The organism is Christiangramia sabulilitoris, assembly GCF_007050985.1.
Lineage (GTDB): Bacteria > Bacteroidota > Bacteroidia > Flavobacteriales > Flavobacteriaceae > Christiangramia > Christiangramia sabulilitoris.
Window position 1 is genome coordinate 1,348,024 of the sequence record NZ_VHSF01000001.1, and the last position, 15,071, is coordinate 1,363,094.

The 15,071-nt window shown below is 40.0% G+C and carries 14 protein-coding genes; 11 read left to right on the top strand and 3 right to left on the bottom strand.

Translation table 11 applies throughout. The features are described 5' to 3' along the window. Window positions 1-107: 107 nt before the first annotated feature. From FGM01_RS06175 to FGM01_RS06185, 3 genes are read right to left on the bottom strand one after another with little or no spacing between them, the layout of a single operon-like run. Window positions 108-836, bottom strand: a complete 729-nt coding sequence (locus tag FGM01_RS06175; RefSeq protein ID WP_143410242.1) for a metallophosphoesterase — start codon at window positions 834-836, stop codon at window positions 108-110. A gap of 1 nt (window position 837) precedes the next feature. Continuing rightward, the gene (locus tag FGM01_RS06180) at window positions 838-1,974 is read right to left on the bottom strand and encodes an ATP-binding protein (protein WP_143410243.1); all 1,137 of its coding nucleotides are present in this window, start codon (window positions 1,972-1,974) and stop codon (window positions 838-840) included. Between the two features lie 25 nt (window positions 1,975-1,999). Then, window positions 2,000-2,749, bottom strand: coding sequence for an SDR family NAD(P)-dependent oxidoreductase (locus tag FGM01_RS06185; protein ID WP_143410244.1), 750 nt, complete (start codon window positions 2,747-2,749; stop codon window positions 2,000-2,002). A 162-nt stretch (window positions 2,750-2,911) separates the two neighbouring features. Between FGM01_RS06185 and FGM01_RS06190 the strand changes: the two genes are divergently transcribed. The 11 genes from FGM01_RS06190 to FGM01_RS06240 all read left to right on the top strand — a co-directional run bounded on the left by FGM01_RS06190 (window position 2,912) and on the right by FGM01_RS06240 (window position 15,058). Further along, a complete protein-coding gene (locus FGM01_RS06190) occupies window positions 2,912-3,754 on the top strand; it encodes a DUF4382 domain-containing protein (protein ID WP_143410245.1) in 843 nt (280 codons plus the stop codon). Window positions 3,755-3,907: 153 nt separating this feature from the next. Then, window positions 3,908-4,912, top strand: a complete 1,005-nt coding sequence (locus FGM01_RS06195; RefSeq protein ID WP_143410246.1) for an AAA family ATPase — start codon at window positions 3,908-3,910, stop codon at window positions 4,910-4,912. A 63-nt stretch (window positions 4,913-4,975) separates the two neighbouring features. After that, a complete protein-coding gene (locus FGM01_RS06200; protein WP_143410247.1) occupies window positions 4,976-5,842 on the top strand; it encodes a DUF58 domain-containing protein in 867 nt (288 codons plus the stop codon). 102 nt (window positions 5,843-5,944) lie between these two features. Next, window positions 5,945-7,495, top strand: coding sequence for a BatD family protein (locus FGM01_RS06205; protein ID WP_243735766.1), 1,551 nt, complete (start codon window positions 5,945-5,947; stop codon window positions 7,493-7,495). Beyond that, complete coding sequence (locus tag FGM01_RS06210; protein WP_143410249.1) at window positions 7,495-8,499, top strand: vWA domain-containing protein; 1,005 nt, start codon at window positions 7,495-7,497, stop codon at window positions 8,497-8,499. The genes FGM01_RS06205 and FGM01_RS06210 overlap by 1 nt, the downstream gene beginning before the upstream one ends. A gap of 1 nt (window position 8,500) precedes the next feature. Next, window positions 8,501-9,565 carry a VWA domain-containing protein gene (locus FGM01_RS06215; protein ID WP_143410250.1) on the top strand — a complete coding sequence of 355 codons (1,065 nt, stop codon included), beginning with the start codon at window positions 8,501-8,503 and terminating at the stop codon, window positions 9,563-9,565. After that, a complete protein-coding gene (locus FGM01_RS06220; protein WP_143410251.1) occupies window positions 9,552-10,424 on the top strand; it encodes a tetratricopeptide repeat protein in 873 nt (290 codons plus the stop codon). The genes FGM01_RS06215 and FGM01_RS06220 overlap by 14 nt, the downstream gene beginning before the upstream one ends. Before the next feature lie 52 nt (window positions 10,425-10,476). After that, window positions 10,477-12,234 (top strand): BatD family protein, encoded by a 1,758-nt coding sequence (locus tag FGM01_RS06225; protein ID WP_143410252.1) that lies wholly within the window; start codon window positions 10,477-10,479, stop codon window positions 12,232-12,234. Window positions 12,235-12,236: 2 nt separating this feature from the next. Further along, window positions 12,237-12,986 carry an SH3 domain-containing protein gene (locus FGM01_RS06230; RefSeq protein WP_143410253.1) on the top strand — a complete coding sequence of 250 codons (750 nt, stop codon included), beginning with the start codon at window positions 12,237-12,239 and terminating at the stop codon, window positions 12,984-12,986. Between the two features lie 78 nt (window positions 12,987-13,064). Next, on the top strand, window positions 13,065-13,355 hold the full coding sequence (locus FGM01_RS06235) for a hypothetical protein (protein ID WP_143410254.1): 291 nt from the start codon (window positions 13,065-13,067) through the stop codon (window positions 13,353-13,355). 125 nt (window positions 13,356-13,480) lie between these two features. Further along, window positions 13,481-15,058 (top strand): SulP family inorganic anion transporter, encoded by a 1,578-nt coding sequence (locus FGM01_RS06240; protein WP_143410255.1) that lies wholly within the window; start codon window positions 13,481-13,483, stop codon window positions 15,056-15,058. Window positions 15,059-15,071 lie beyond the last annotated feature (13 nt).

Sequence of the window (15,071 nt, forward strand, 5' to 3'; positions counted from 1 at the left end):
AAAATACGATAAACATGCAGTCTTTCAAAATTCTGTTTTTGAAACTATTGGAATCAAATACTGATCAAATATAGGAATAGTCTTTTACAGCACGTAACAATTTAAGGCTAATTTCTACCTTGTTCATCAGGGTAAAAAGTATATACGGGATCGCTTTGATAGACCTCCTTGGTAGCTACATCTATAGCCGATACAGGTCCCTTAAAGGCAGCACCCGTATCCACGTTCCAGATATTTGCTTTATTTACCGGTGTGGTTTTACCTATTCTGGTTACCGGGGTGTGACCAATATAAATTTCTTCAAAATGTTTCAGTCGTTGGGGATAGTAATCATCTTCCGGCTGCAGGTTTGGGTTCATAGCCATAGCCATTTCCCATAAGGTCCTGTCCCAATAAAACCCGGTATCATAATATTCATATTCAGGTCCGTGGAGATTGGTAAAACCGGCGTGAACATATAACCGGCCATCATTATCTTTATAATAATTCACCATTTCACTGAAAAATTTCTTGTGCCTATCCTTAGCTTCTTCGTCAAATTTACGATAAGCATTCAGGCTTGACTGGCCTCCGTGCTCCAGCCATTTTTCATTCATTTCTCCTGTTTTAAGCCATTTATGAGCCAGATCATCATGATTGCCTCTTATGAAAACACAGGAATTTTGCCTGGCCAGCTCTATGAGATAGTTCACCGTATTTGCTGAATCACTCCAGCCATCGACATAATCTCCTAAAAAGATCAGTTCGTCACTTGGACACAGGTCGATTCTTTCAAGTAGTTGGATCAATGCTTTTAAACCACCATGCAAATCTCCCAGCACTAGTTTTCTCGCCATATTAATTGTATTTCACCTTTCTTAAAATTCGCATACTTTCTTTATAAGAATGATACACTTCTTTACTGAAGGCCTTAAGATAAGGTTTGGCTTCCTCGAGTTTGGTTAAAGCTTCGGTAAAATTATTTAAATAACATAATAAATATGTGGAAGGCAGGTTCTTTAAGTCTTTCTTTTCCACCGCATTCAGTTCATATCCTTTTTTCAGTTTATTTATAAGGGCTTTATTGGTGTTATAAATATGATAAAGGGTTTTCCGGTCGAATTTAGGAGGCACGAAAAGAAGTTCACTGTTAATATCATAATTGCCATTATCACGAAACTTAATAACCACTTCCTCTAATGGATAATACTGAAACTGGTCATGTAATCCTAAATGCACGTATTCTATGATTTTAAACTGGTCGTTATCCTGTTCTATACTTACTTCGTCCAGATCTGAATAGAATAATTTTACCTGTTCATTGATCAGTTCAATATCCACGCGGGAGAAATAAATTTCATTTTTAATTCTTTTTTCCTTCCCGGCCCAGCAGACCACGAAATATTCTTTGAATACCTTGTATCTTGGATTATAATCCCTTCTCTTTTTCATGAAATCGAAAACACCGTCCAGGGTATATTCAATATTATTGTGTGAGTGATTTTCTATGGATGAAACAATCGCTGAATTTACGTCCTTGATCTCGATATCGAAAACTTTGGGCATACTGATGCTTCCGTCTCTCAAAAACACAGAGCCACCATAATATTTCCAAATGTTTTTCCGGAAAGAACAGATCTTTCCATAATTAGGCCTTATCGTTACCAACCCTACCACCAGGTTATCAGAGAGGTGTGGAAAAGGAATGTTTTCATAAGAAATGACCGGTGGATTGCTGAGGTATGCGTTTACCAGGTTCTGGATCTTGCTGTCATCAAAAAAGTCTATGCCTACGATTTTACTGTCTTCGTCTTCAACTCCAATGACTATGTAAGAATTATTCTCGGGATTGGAATTAGATAAAGCACAGATATGTTTCAGGAATTTTGCCTTGCCTTCCTTTTCGCCAATGTTCAACTGTCTCTTTTTATCATAGAAGCTGTTCTCATCATTGTGAGCAAGCAGGTTTTTGATAAGCAGGCGTTTGTTGATCATTTTTTTATGCTTTAAGCTTAAGGCTCTAAGCTTTATCCACAATAGTACTTGATGCCTGGGCCGTTGGCATTACTGTAAGATCTGCGATATTCACGTGATAAGGCCTGGTGACCACGAAATGTATGATATCTGCGATATCCTGTGGTTGTAATGCTTTGAATCCCTGGTAGACTTTTTCTGCCTTATCTGAATCTCCCTTAAATCTTACTTTACTAAATTCGGTCTGGGTGAGTCCGGGGTTTACAGCGCCTACACGAATTCCATTGCCATTAAGGTCTATTCTCATGCCCTGGTTGATAGCATCTACGGCATATTTACTGGCGCAGTATACATTACCATTCGGATAGACCTCTTTACCGGCAGTTGAGCCGATATTAATGATGTGTCCCGATTGTCTTTCCAGCATTCCGGGAATTACAGCCTTACTTACATATAGAAGACCTTTTACGTTAATATCCAGCATGGCATCCCAGTCATCTATATTTCCTGACTGTATGGGATCAAGGCCATGAGCATTGCCCGCATTGTTCACCAGGATATCGATCTTTTTGAATTCTTCGGGAAGGGAACCAATTTTCTTTAGAACATCCTCGTGGTTCCTCACATCAAAGTTGAGGATATGTACCGAAGTTTCTACAGATAGCTCGTTTTGCAGTTGTTCCAGTCTGTCATTTCTTCTACCACATAAAACGAGTTTGAACCCGTCAAGGGCAAACCTGATCGCCGTAGATTTTCCTATACCGCTCGTAGCGCCGGTTATTATGGCAGTTTTCATAAACTTTTATTTTATTTCTAATGTAAGAAAGTCCGGAGTATTTGTAGATATCAGACTATTAATACATGGTTAAGTTCCGTTAAATTTCGTTAAATAAAAAGGCAAACATAAAATGTTGCATAAACATTGACGTTATCCTGCCTGAACCAATAAAATCTATCTATGAAATATTTGAAAAATGTAACCTTGAAAGGTTTGATGATGGCAACTTTCATATCCCTTGGCTTAACAAGTTGTAGTGATGATGACACCAATCCCGGCGATGGAACCTCAAATCTTACCGTTAGAATGACCGATGCTCCGGGTGATTATGATGCCGTCTTTGTTGATGTACAGGATATTGAGATTCATGTAGATGCTGAAAGTGAAACCCAGGTGGAAACCGATGTAGATGGTGACGGCTGGATAAGTGTGGGCGATGTTAATGCTGGGATTTATGATCTTCTGGAATTAACCGGTGGTGTATCACAGTTACTGGCAGATACTGAGGTTCCTGCCGGCTATGTTAGCCAGATGCGCCTTGTCTTGGGAACAGAAAATTCTGTGGTGGTTGACGGAGTTAAAAAACCCTTGAATACTCCCAGTGCACAACAATCTGGACTAAAATTACAATTGAACCAGGAATTTATTGCTGGTGAAAACTATGCTTTCCTGCTGGATTTTGATGTAGATAAATCTATTGTAACCACAGGAAATGGCAGTTATAATTTAAAACCGGTAATTAGACTCTCTGCCGAAGCCAATGCAGGAGCAGTAGTAGGTAAGGTTGTGATGCCGGTGGATATTCAGGTAGCCGTTCAAAGCCTGGTAGTATTAACCGATGGCAATGTAACCATCTCTGCTTATACAGATGCCGATGGTAATTTTTCCCTGAATGGAGTTCCGGCTGGAATTTATAGCTTACAGGTCATTCCAGATGCAGATGCCAATTTAAATACTTATGCAATTGGTACCGTTGAAGTAAAACGTAACGAAACTACAGATCTTGGAGAACTGAATTTATAGATTTTCTGAAGATCAAATAATTACTAAAAGGCAGCACCTAACGGGGTTGCCTTTTTATTTTAACCTTTTTTTAACGACTCCAAATCCAATAAATTTTCAATTTGCGACGCTTACAACTAGTGCGTATATTCACGACATCAAAATCTGAAAATCATGTTGGAAAACGATTCATCTGTTGATATCGCCAGTATTAACGAGAAAATTGAAAAGGAAAGTGCTTTTGTAGATGTGCTCACCCGCGAAATGAATAAAGTTATCGTAGGGCAAAAACACATGGTAGAACGTTTGCTTATAGGATTGCTTGGCCAGGGACATATTCTTTTGGAAGGTGTGCCGGGACTGGCGAAAACCCTGGCAATTAACACTCTGTCGCAGGCCGTTCACGGTAGTTTTAGCCGGGTACAGTTTACACCAGATCTGTTGCCCGCAGATGTTATAGGGACTATGATCTATAATATGAAGGTGAACGATTTCAGTATTAAAAAGGGACCTATATTCGCAAATTTCGTACTGGCAGATGAGATCAACCGGGCTCCGGCAAAAGTGCAATCGGCGTTACTGGAAGCTATGCAGGAGAAGCAGGTAACCATTGGTGATGAAACCTTCAAATTAGATAAGCCATTCCTGGTAATGGCCACCCAGAACCCGGTAGAACAGGAAGGTACTTACCCGTTACCGGAAGCCCAGGTAGACAGATTTATGTTAAAAACTGTGATCGATTATCCTCAAATGGCAGAGGAGCAAATGATCATCAGGGCGAACCTCAAAGAAAGTTTTGAAAAAGTTAACCAGGTGGTAAGTCTTGAGCAGATCCTTAGAGCCCAGGAAGCCGTAAGGGAGGTTTATATGGACGAAAAGATCGAGAAATATATTCTTGATATCGTTTTTGCCACTAGGAATCCTGAAAAATATAACCTGGAAGACATTAAACCGCTTATAAGTTTTGGTGCTTCCCCGCGAGGTAGTATTAACCTGGCCGTGGCCTCAAAATGCTATGCATTTATCAAGCGCCGGGGTTATGTGGTGCCCGAGGATGTTCGCGCTGTAGTGCACGATGTATTGCGCCACAGGATAGGAATTACCTATGAGGCTGAAGCTGAAAATATTACTTCAGTAGATCTTATCAATAAGATCGTGAATGAAATAGAAGTGCCATAACAATGAACAGTTATCAATTAGCAGTATTTGTTTATTGATCATTGAAGATTGTTTATTAGAAATATGGATACAAAGGAACTCCTTAAAAAAGTTAGAAAAATAGAGATAAAAACCCGCAGGCTGAGCGATCATGTCTTCGGCGGGGAATATCATTCTACTTTTAAAGGCCGGGGGATGACCTTTAGTGAAGTAAGACAGTACCAGTTTGGAGATGATGTAAGAAGTATAGACTGGAATGTAACCGCGCGTTATAACGAACCTTTTGTAAAGGTCTTTGAGGAAGAAAGGGAATTAACCATGATGTTGCTGGTAGATATATCCGGATCTGAAATGTTCGGTACCCAGGAGCAATTTAAAAAGGACGTGATCACTGAGATCGCGGCCACCCTTGCATTTTCAGCAACCCAGAACAATGATAAGATAGGTCTGATGCTATTTTCAGACCGAATAGAATTATATATTCCACCCAAAAAAGGCAGGTCGCACGTACTGCGTATCATCAGGGAGCTATTGGAGTTCAAACCGGAAGGCAGGAATACCGATATTGCTGGAGCCTTGAGATACCTGTCTAATGTCATTAAAAAGAAAGCCATTGTTTTCCTGCTTTCAGATTTTATGGCAGATGATTATCAGCATACCTTAAAAATTGTTTCCGGAAAGCATGATGTCACCGGGATCAGGGTTTTTGATAAGATGGAAGAAACCATTCCCAACCTGGGAATTGTCCAGATGCAGGATGAGGAAACGGGTGAATACATTGCCGTAGATACAGGTTCCAGGGCAGTAAGAAGGGCTTATTCCAAATATTACCAGGAGCGTCTTGATTATTTTCACCAGAGCTTTTCGGTAAGTGGTGCCGGCACGATAAATAATCGTACCGATGATAGTTATGTAAAAAAATTATTGGGCTATTTTAAAAGAAGGGCTTAAAAGTAAATGTTCAGAAAAACCAAAAACATATATTCAAATTCAAAAAACTCCGTTGGGCTGGGATTTCTGTTTTTGTTATGCTCAATTTTATTTCCAGTTGAAGTGAACGCTCAGGAGGTATCTGCTACGGTAGATTCTACGACCATTAAAATAGGTGAGCAGATAAAATATAAAATCGAAGTAAACACCTCTGCAGAAGACCTGGTTGTTTTTCCAGAAGGAAATACTTTTTCACCATTGGAGGTTGTGGAATCCCCAGAGGTAGATACAGTTCGGGAAAATGGCAATTACAGGCTGCTGAAGGAATATTTTCTAACCCAGTTCGATTCAGGAAAATATATAATTCCGCGGCAGGAAGTAATTATAAAAAGCACTTCCTTTTTTACCGATTCTATCCCTGTACAGGTCAATGATGTACTGGTGGATACGACCAAACAAAAATTATATCCAATCAAACCTTCAGTTGAGGTGCCTCCGCGATTTAGTATCCCGGAATGGATTTGGTGGTTGTTGGGAATATTCCTCCTCGCAGGTTTGGTGGCATTCCTTGTTATTAGAAAGAAAAAGAAAGATGCAAAGGAACCGGAATTACCTCCTTATGAAGAGGCAATGGCCGAACTTGAAAAGCTGGATAAAGCTCATTATCTTGAAAGAAGAGAGATCAAGGAATATTATTCCCAGCTCAGTTTTGCGGTAAGAAAATATCTGGACCGCAAGATCTATGACCACGGTCTGGAAAGAACCACCGGGGAATTAATTATGTATCTCGAAGATCAGAAAAAGCAGGGGAAATTAAAGCTTACTGATGAAACCATCAGGGATTTTGAAAGGATCCTCAAAAGGGCAGATCTCGCGAAATTTGCCAGGTCCAAGCCCGATATTATCACCGCAAAAGAAGACAGGTCCAAAACCCAGCATGTCATTGATGACCTTAGAGCTTCTGTACCTGAACCTACCGAGGAAGAATTATTGCAGGATGAAGCTTTCAGGGAGGAGCAATTGAGAAAAAGAAAGAAAAGAAGGATCATCTTAGGGGTTGCTGCGGGGATCGCAGTGATCATAATTGGGATAACCGCTTTGATTGCTACCAAGGGTTATACTTACGTAAAAGATACCTACCTGGGCCATCCAACGAAAGAATTGCTGGAAGGTGAATGGATAAGAAGTGAATATGGGAATCCTTCAGTTGCGGTAACCACTCCCGAAGTGCTGGTACGGGGCGAGATCGATATGCCCAGGGATGTGGAACAAATGATGGTAGGCTCTGAGACTTTTATCTACGGAAGTTTCCTGAGTAATTTCTATGTTACGCTAAATACGATCAAATTCCAGGGAGAGGTAAAGTTCGATGCGCAGAAAGCTATTGACGGCATTTATGCTAATCTTGAAGCACAGGGCGCCCGGAATATTATCATGAAACAGGAGGATTTTACTACGGTAAACGGTACTGAGGGTGTAAAGATCTTTGGAACCCTGGAAGCTCAAAATCCTGTGACCGGAGAATCTATACCTAATGAATACGAGATCCTGAATTTTGCTGAAAGAGGAGGTTTTGAGCAAATTATGGTCATCTATAACGAAAATGACGAATACGCCAGGGAAATTACTCAGCGCATCATCAACTCTGTAGAGATAAAAAATATAAACGAATAATGTTTGCTAATTTCACATTCGAAAATCCGGAATTCTTCTGGTTGTTCCTGCTGCTTCCGCCGGCTATAGCCTGGTATTTCTGGAAGAGGAATAAGCAAACGGCTGAATTAAAAATTTCATCTACAAAAGGTTTTAAGGCAAGATCTGGTTTACTTCCAAAATTAAGACCGCTTTTGTTCATACTGCGTTTGCTCGCGCTTTCCTTTATCATCATCGCTATGGCGAGACCAAGAACGGTTGATATTTCTACAGAAACCAGTAGTTCGCAGGGAATAGATATTGTAATGGCCATAGATGTCTCAGCGAGTATGCTGGCCCGGGATCTGCAACCAAACCGCCTCGATGCTTTAAAAGCGGTGGCTGAAGAATTCGTGGAAGGAAGGCCGGGGGACCGGATTGGTCTCGTAGCCTATGCCGGTGAAAGTTTTACCAAAACACCCATCACCAGCGATAAATCTATCGTTTTAAAAGCCTTGGAAGATATCGAGTATAATAACGTTCTGGAGAATGGTACGGCCATAGGCTCCGGTCTGGCGACTGCGGTTAATAGGTTAAAAGACAGTCAGGCTGAAAGTAAGGTTATTATCCTGCTTACAGATGGGGTTAATAATTCCGGGTTTATAGACCCCAATACTGCGAGTGAACTAGCCGTGGAGTTTGGTATCAAGGTTTATACTATCGGGGTGGGAAGCAATGGAATGGCACTTTCGCCGGTAGCGATGTCTCCAAGCGGGAGAATGCAGTTTGGAAGAGTGCAGGTAGAGATCGATGAAGACCTGTTAAAAGATATTGCAGCTGCTACCGGTGGTCAGTATTTCAGGGCTACAGATAATAAAAAATTGGAAGCCATTTACGAGGAGATAGATTCACTGGAGAAAACAGAAATAGAAGAATTTCGTTATTATAATTATGATGAAAAATACAGGCCGCTGGTTTTACTGGCCGGAGGATTACTTTTATTTGAAATATTATTAAGACTCACTTTATTCAGAGGATTTATATAAGATGGTGGTACTGGAACAAGAAATATGGTTTTGGCTTTTACTGGTGATCCCGGTGATCATCTTGTTATTTCTTATCCTGATTCTCTGGCAAAACAAAACCCGGAAAAAATTTGCCAGCAGCACTTTAATGCAGCACCTGGCACCAAATAGATCCCGGTCTAAACCCATACTAAAATTAGTACTAATATTACTTGCTTTCGCCAGCCTGGTGGTCGCGATGGTAAACCCGAAAATGGGTACTAAACTAAAGACGGTCAAAAGAGAAGGGGTAGACATCGTTTTCGCCATAGACGTTTCCAAAAGCATGGATGCTGAGGATATTGCCCCTAGTAGAATAGAAAAAGCCAAACAACTGGTTAGCCAGGTTCTTAATAATCTTGGCAGCGACCGGATAGGTTTAATTGCATATGCCGGCGGGGCATACCCGCAATTACCAATTACTACAGATTATTCTGCAGCGAAAATGTTTCTGCAGGCTTTGAATACAGATATGATCTCTTCCCAGGGAACCGCCATTAGTGACGCCATAGAACTCGCTACCACCTATTATGACGATGCCCAGCAAACCAACCGTGTCCTTTTTATTATCAGCGATGGGGAAGACCATGAAGGTAATGTTGAGGAGATCACCGAGCAGGCTTCAGAAATGGGAATCCGTATTTTCACCATTGGAGTAGGGACAGAAAAAGGTGGTCCTATCCCAATTAAGAGAAACGGGGTGATCCAGAATTATAAAAAAGATAACCAGGGAGAAACGGTAATTACTAAACTGAATCCTGAAACCTTAAAAGAAATAGCGAATTCTGCCAAAGGCAGCTATATAGAGGGTAATGTTACCAGTGAAGTCACTGAAAAAGTTACCTCTGAACTTCAGGATATTGAGAAAACAGAGTTTGAAGCGAAACAGTTTGCCGACTTTGAATCTCACTTTCAGTTGTTTCTGGGAATTGCTTTGGCATTATTATTTCTTGATATCTTTGTATTGGAACGCAGTACCGCCTGGTTGCAAAAATTAAATCTTTTCAATGAACGTAAGAAGAAAGGAGTAAAAGATGAAACCTTATAAAGCTTTAAAAGTTTGTATTGCTGGTGTTTTTGGCCTTTTCTGGGTTCTAAATATGAATGCACAGGAAAAACCTGAAAAACTGGCCAGGGAATCTAACAGGTATATTGCCGATGCCCAGGATGCCTTAGCCGAAGATGATTTTGCAGTCGCGGAGGCTTACTATCGTAAGGCTATAGCTACAGACCCTTCCAATACAACTGCCAAGTATAATATGGGGAATCTGTATTATACTAAAGAAAAGTCCTTAAATGCTGAGGACAGGCTTAAAGAAGCTGCCGAAATTGCTCAGACCAAAACTCAGAAACACCGCATTTTTCATAATCTGGGTAATTCCTATATGCAGCAAAAGAATTATCAGGCTGCAGTAGATGCTTTTAAAAATGCCCTTCGTAATGATCCTACAGACGAAGAAACCAGGTATAATCTTGCTTTAGCTAAAAAAATGCTGGAAAAAGAACAGCAAAATGAGCAGGGGGATCAGGATCAAAAAAAGCAGGATCAGGAAAATAAGGATCAGAATCAGGATCAGCAGAATAGAGACCAGAACCAGGATGGTGAAGGGGGTGAAGATGAAAAGGAAGATCAAAAGCCTAAGGACCAGGGCGATAACGAAAAAGATAAAAAAGAGGGAGATCAGAACGAAGATAAGCAGAAGGATAAGGGAGATGAGCAGAAAGAAGATCAGCAAAAAGGTGATAAGGAGAAACAGCAACAGCAAAGACCTACCCAGGGACAATTATCTCCACAGCAAATCCAAAGTCTTCTTGAAGCTATGAATAATGAAGAAAAGAAAGTGCAGGATAAGATTAATGCTCAGAAAGCCAAAGGAGTAAAAGTAAAAACTGAAAAAGATTGGTAACATTTTTGAGGGTCTTGCGACAAAAAAGATTGAGTTTACAGGAGGGAAAAAGATGAAATTGAAGTATTTAATTTTAAGTTTTTTATTATGTGCCACCGGTATCATACAGGCCCAGGTAAGATTTGAGGCCAAGGTGAGCAGGGAAAAGCTGGGAATTAATGAACGGCTCAGGGTTGATTTCGAAATGAATGAAGATGGAGATAATTTTGAACCACCTTCATTTGAAGGTTTTACGGTTGTAGGCGGGCCTAACCAAAAAGTGAGTCAGAGCTTCTTTAACGGGAAAATGGAATATTCTAAAACCTATAGCTTTTACCTTCAGCCTAAAAAAACCGGGAAGCTAACCATTGGCCAGGCCGAGATCATTATTGACGAAAAGGTTTATAAAACCTCTCCGTTGCGTGTAGAAATTACCTCTGCCGTAGATAAGCCAACAGATGGTGACAATACAGAATTAATCGCCGAGGATAACCTGCATCTGGTCGCCGAGGTTTCCAACGCTAATCCATATCTTAATGAAGCACTTACGGTGGTTTATAAACTGTATGTAAGTCCGCGGGTGAGTGTAAGTAACTGGCGCGAACTGGATAGTCCGAAGTATAATGACTTCTGGAGTCAGAGTATAGATATTCAGCAATTAAGAGTGGAAAACGGTGAATATGATGGCGAACCTTACCGCTATGTGACCTTAAGAAAAACCATTTTGTACCCTCAGAAGACCGGGGAGTTAAATATAGAACCGCTTACACTTTCCATTGCGGTGGATGTTCCAAGTGAAAGAAGAGATATTTTTGGTAGCAGGATCTATAAAACGGTTAACAAAACCGTGGCCGCAAGTAATAAAAAGATCAAGGTCAAGGCTTTACCCGATGGTAAACCTGCAGATTTTACCGGGGCCGTGGGGAAATTTAGTTTTAATGTTACCACCAGTAAAAATGAGCTGAATGCCGGAGAAAGTTTTCAGGCAAAAGTTGAGGTGAGAGGAAACGGAAATTTAAAATTATTCGATCTTCCTGAGCTTACCGCGCCTCCATCGCTGGAAATGTATGATCCTGAACGACGTGAAAATGTGAATACCAATCTTGGTGGGATGCAGGGAAGTATTTCCCAAACCTATACCGTAGTACCCACCAAAAAAGGGAAATACCCAATCCCCGCCCTTAATTTCTCCTATTTTGATCCATCTACAGAGACCTATAAATCACAAGCTTCTGAGGAAATCCTGATCAACGTAAACAGTGGTCCCTTAGCAGGCAATGAGCCTTCTGGTATGTCTTCCAGCAACAAACAACCATTGTCTATAGAGGGCAATCAGTTCAGGTATATAAAACTGGATACAAATCTAAAACCAATTGGCAGCGGTGATTTCCTAGGGTCGGTGGCTTTCTGGAGTGCCCTGGTACTTCCGCTGGCGGCTATCCCTCTGTTTATTTTATTCGGAAAGAAAAGGGAAGAAAGAGCTAACGACATAAGAGGAAACAGGATTAGAAAAGCAGACAGGCTTGCCCGGAAATACCTTTCTGAAGCTAAAAAGAACCTTGGAGATCAAAAGGAGTTTTATTTGTCTCTGGAAAAATCCATGCATAACTATCTTAAGGCAAAGCTGCACATTCAAACCAGCGAAATGAGTAAAGAAAGGATCAATGCATTTTTAAAGGAAAAAGGAGCAGATGATCAAACCATCACTGAATTTATTTCCTTGCTGGAAAGTTGTGAATTTGCAAGATATACTCCTGCATCTTCAGATGCTATGCAGCAGGATTATGAGAAAGCGGTTAGTGTTATTTCAACCCTGGATAAACAATTATAGTGATGAGAAAGTTAATCTTAATTTGTTTTCTATTTATTAGCTTCTCAGGATTTTCCCAAAATGATGATATTTTTGAGGAAGCGAATACTGCCTACCAGCAGGGGAATTATCAGGAAGCTGTAAAGGGCTATGAAGCGATCCTTGCGAATGGTGAAACTTCTGCAGAGTTATATTTCAATCTTGGGAATGCTCATTATAAACTTAACCATGTAGCCCCGAGCATTTATTATTATGAAAAGGCGCTGCAGCTGGATCCTACAGATGAGGATATTCAAAATAATATCGAATTTGCCAGGAATATGGCTATAGATGATATAGAATCTATCGAGAAAACAGGATTTGACCAGTGGTTGATTAGCTTCACTTCATTTTTCAACTATACTACCTGGGCGGTTATGGCGATCATATTTTCAATATGCTTTGTTAGCCTCTTTTTGTTGTATTATTTCTCCGGGCGACCCCTGTATAAAAGGTTATTTTTCGGAGGTGCAATGCTTTCAGCTCTATTAAGTGTATTATCTGTAATATTTGCTTTTCAGCAGCAGGATTTTATTCAGGATAATCAATATGCAATTATTTTTAAGGAAGAAATTGAAGTCAGGGATGAGCCTAACTTAAGAGGTGAGGCCAGCTATGAACTTCACGAGGGTACCAAAGCCAGGGTTCTGGAAGATTACCAGGAATGGTCCAGAATTGAGCTTGCTAATGGCGCCCAGGGATGGGTAAAGAGTGCAGATATCAGGATGCTATAAGATCGTTCTATATTAGATTTAATATACGATATGGATGATTTATTGAGTTTCTAATTAAATATCTTATTTTTGCCTTCTGTGAAAAATTTTGCATACATACTTTCTTTTGTATTTATTAGTTTTCTGTTCACGCCTAGCATCATCGCTTTAGTAGACAGTTCTATAGATATTTCCATTGCCTATAATGTCAATGAGGAAGAAAGTTCTTCAAAGAATCAGATTACATTTGAGTATACAATTGAAGAAATGGATTCAAATTATGAAAGCATTCATTTCTTGCAGACCAGAGGGACAGACGGACATTATTATAAAGAGAATGTTTATGATGTCTTTCTTAGTGTTACTTCTCCCCCTCCAAAAAGAGCATAATACTGCAGATTTAAGCGATCATTCTGTGATCTATGGTGTTTCCGAAATTCCGGATTAGCCTTTCCCAATTTTTAAAATTTAATAGCAGGTTCGAATGTGTTGAGCCTGGATAATAATATTGTATTATGTTTAAACATCTTAATAAAGATTTTCCGGCAAGTATTGTCGTGTTTTTTGTCGCTCTACCTTTATGTCTGGGTATCGCTCTAGCCAGTGGAGCGCCACTTTTTTCAGGTTTAATTGCCGGGATTGTTGGTGGTATTGTAGTTGGATCTCTTAGTGGCTCCAGCCTTGGGGTAAGTGGTCCTGCAGCAGGTCTTGCTGCAATTGTGCTAGCTGCTTTAGCAACACTTAGTTACCAGGATTTTTTACTGGCTGTAGTTCTCGCCGGAATCCTCCAGATCCTTTTTGGGGTTCTTAAAGCCGGTATTATAGGTTATTACTTTCCCTCTTCGGTTATAAAAGGAATGCTTACCGGTATCGGGATCATAATTATTCTAAAACAAATCCCGCACTTTTTTGGTTATGATAGTGATCCGCTGGGAGATTGGGCCTTTTTTCAGGTAGATGGAGAGAATACTTTTTCAGAGATCTTTAATATCGTAAATAATATTAGCCCAGGGGCAACGATCATAGCGTTTATAGGTATGGCCATACTTGTATTATGGGAAAAAGTATTATCTAAAAAAGGTAAGATCTTTAAATTGATCCAGGGACCTTTGGTTGCCGTTGCAGTAGGGATCATTTATTTCCTTTTAACCAGGGATTCAGAAAATTTATCTATCTCCCAGGAACACCTTGTTAATGTTCCAGTTCCAGATAGTTTTGATTCCTTCGTGGGGCAGTTTACCTTTCCATCCTTTAAAATGATAGGAACTTCCCAGATCTGGATCACCGCCTTTACCATGGCTCTGGTTGCCAGTCTGGAAACCCTTCTTTGCGTGGAAGCAACAGATAAGCTGGACCCTCATAGAAGAACAACTCCAACTAACCGTGAGCTATTTGCCCAGGGAACCGGAAATGTGGTTTCAGGATTAATCGGGGGTCTGCCAATTACCCAGGTAATTGTAAGAAGTTCGGCGAACATACAGTCTGGAGGACAAACCAAGCTTTCGGCTATTATGCATGGTTTCTTATTATTGATCTCGGTAATAATTATTCCTCGTGTTTTGAATTATATTCCGCTATCAGTATTAGCAGCTATATTATTCCTGGTTGGATATAAACTGGCCAAGCCGAAATTATTCGTACAAATGTACCAGGCAGGATGGAAGCAATTTGTTCCATTTACCGTGACCGTAGTAGGTATTGTTTTTGGAGACCTTTTAATAGGTATTAGCCTTGGTCTTATTGTAGGGATCTTTGTGATTCTTATTAAGAGCTACCAGAATTCTTATTTTCTACATATTGAAAATATTGACAATGGCGGAAAAACCGTTAAAATGAGACTTGCTGAGGAAGTTACTTTTATAAATAAAGGTGCGATTTTGAAGGAATTGAATAATCTTGAAGAAAACTCTTATTTAATCCTTGATACCAGACAAACCAGATACCTTGATAATGATATTATCGAAATCCTGGATGATTTTAAAATTAAAGCTGAAGAACGAAATATCGATATCAAATTAGTTTCTGAAAGAGGTATCGTGGAAAATCCTGACAGCTATCAGCAGTTTTTTAATTTAGATAAGAAACCAGCTTAAACCAATAAACATA

Bases quoted from the DNA above. Each gene is read 5' to 3' on its own strand.
- FGM01_RS06175 (WP_143410242.1), bottom strand. From the start codon at position 836: ATGGCGAGAAAACTAGTGCTGGGAGATTTGCATGGTGGTTTAAAAGCA.
- FGM01_RS06180 (WP_143410243.1), bottom strand. From the start codon at position 1,974: ATGATCAACAAACGCCTGCTTATCAAAAACCTGCTTGCTCACAATGAT.
- FGM01_RS06185 (WP_143410244.1), bottom strand. From the start codon at position 2,749: ATGAAAACTGCCATAATAACCGGCGCTACGAGCGGTATAGGAAAATCT.
- FGM01_RS06190 (WP_143410245.1), top strand. From the start codon at position 2,912: ATGAAATATTTGAAAAATGTAACCTTGAAAGGTTTGATGATGGCAACT.
- FGM01_RS06195 (WP_143410246.1), top strand. From the start codon at position 3,908: ATGTTGGAAAACGATTCATCTGTTGATATCGCCAGTATTAACGAGAAA.
- FGM01_RS06200 (WP_143410247.1), top strand. From the start codon at position 4,976: ATGGATACAAAGGAACTCCTTAAAAAAGTTAGAAAAATAGAGATAAAA.
- FGM01_RS06210 (WP_143410249.1), top strand. From the start codon at position 7,495: ATGTTTGCTAATTTCACATTCGAAAATCCGGAATTCTTCTGGTTGTTC.
- FGM01_RS06215 (WP_143410250.1), top strand. From the start codon at position 8,501: ATGGTGGTACTGGAACAAGAAATATGGTTTTGGCTTTTACTGGTGATC.
- FGM01_RS06220 (WP_143410251.1), top strand. From the start codon at position 9,552: ATGAAACCTTATAAAGCTTTAAAAGTTTGTATTGCTGGTGTTTTTGGC.
- FGM01_RS06225 (WP_143410252.1), top strand. From the start codon at position 10,477: ATGAAATTGAAGTATTTAATTTTAAGTTTTTTATTATGTGCCACCGGT.
- FGM01_RS06230 (WP_143410253.1), top strand. From the start codon at position 12,237: ATGAGAAAGTTAATCTTAATTTGTTTTCTATTTATTAGCTTCTCAGGA.
- FGM01_RS06240 (WP_143410255.1), top strand. From the start codon at position 13,481: ATGTTTAAACATCTTAATAAAGATTTTCCGGCAAGTATTGTCGTGTTT.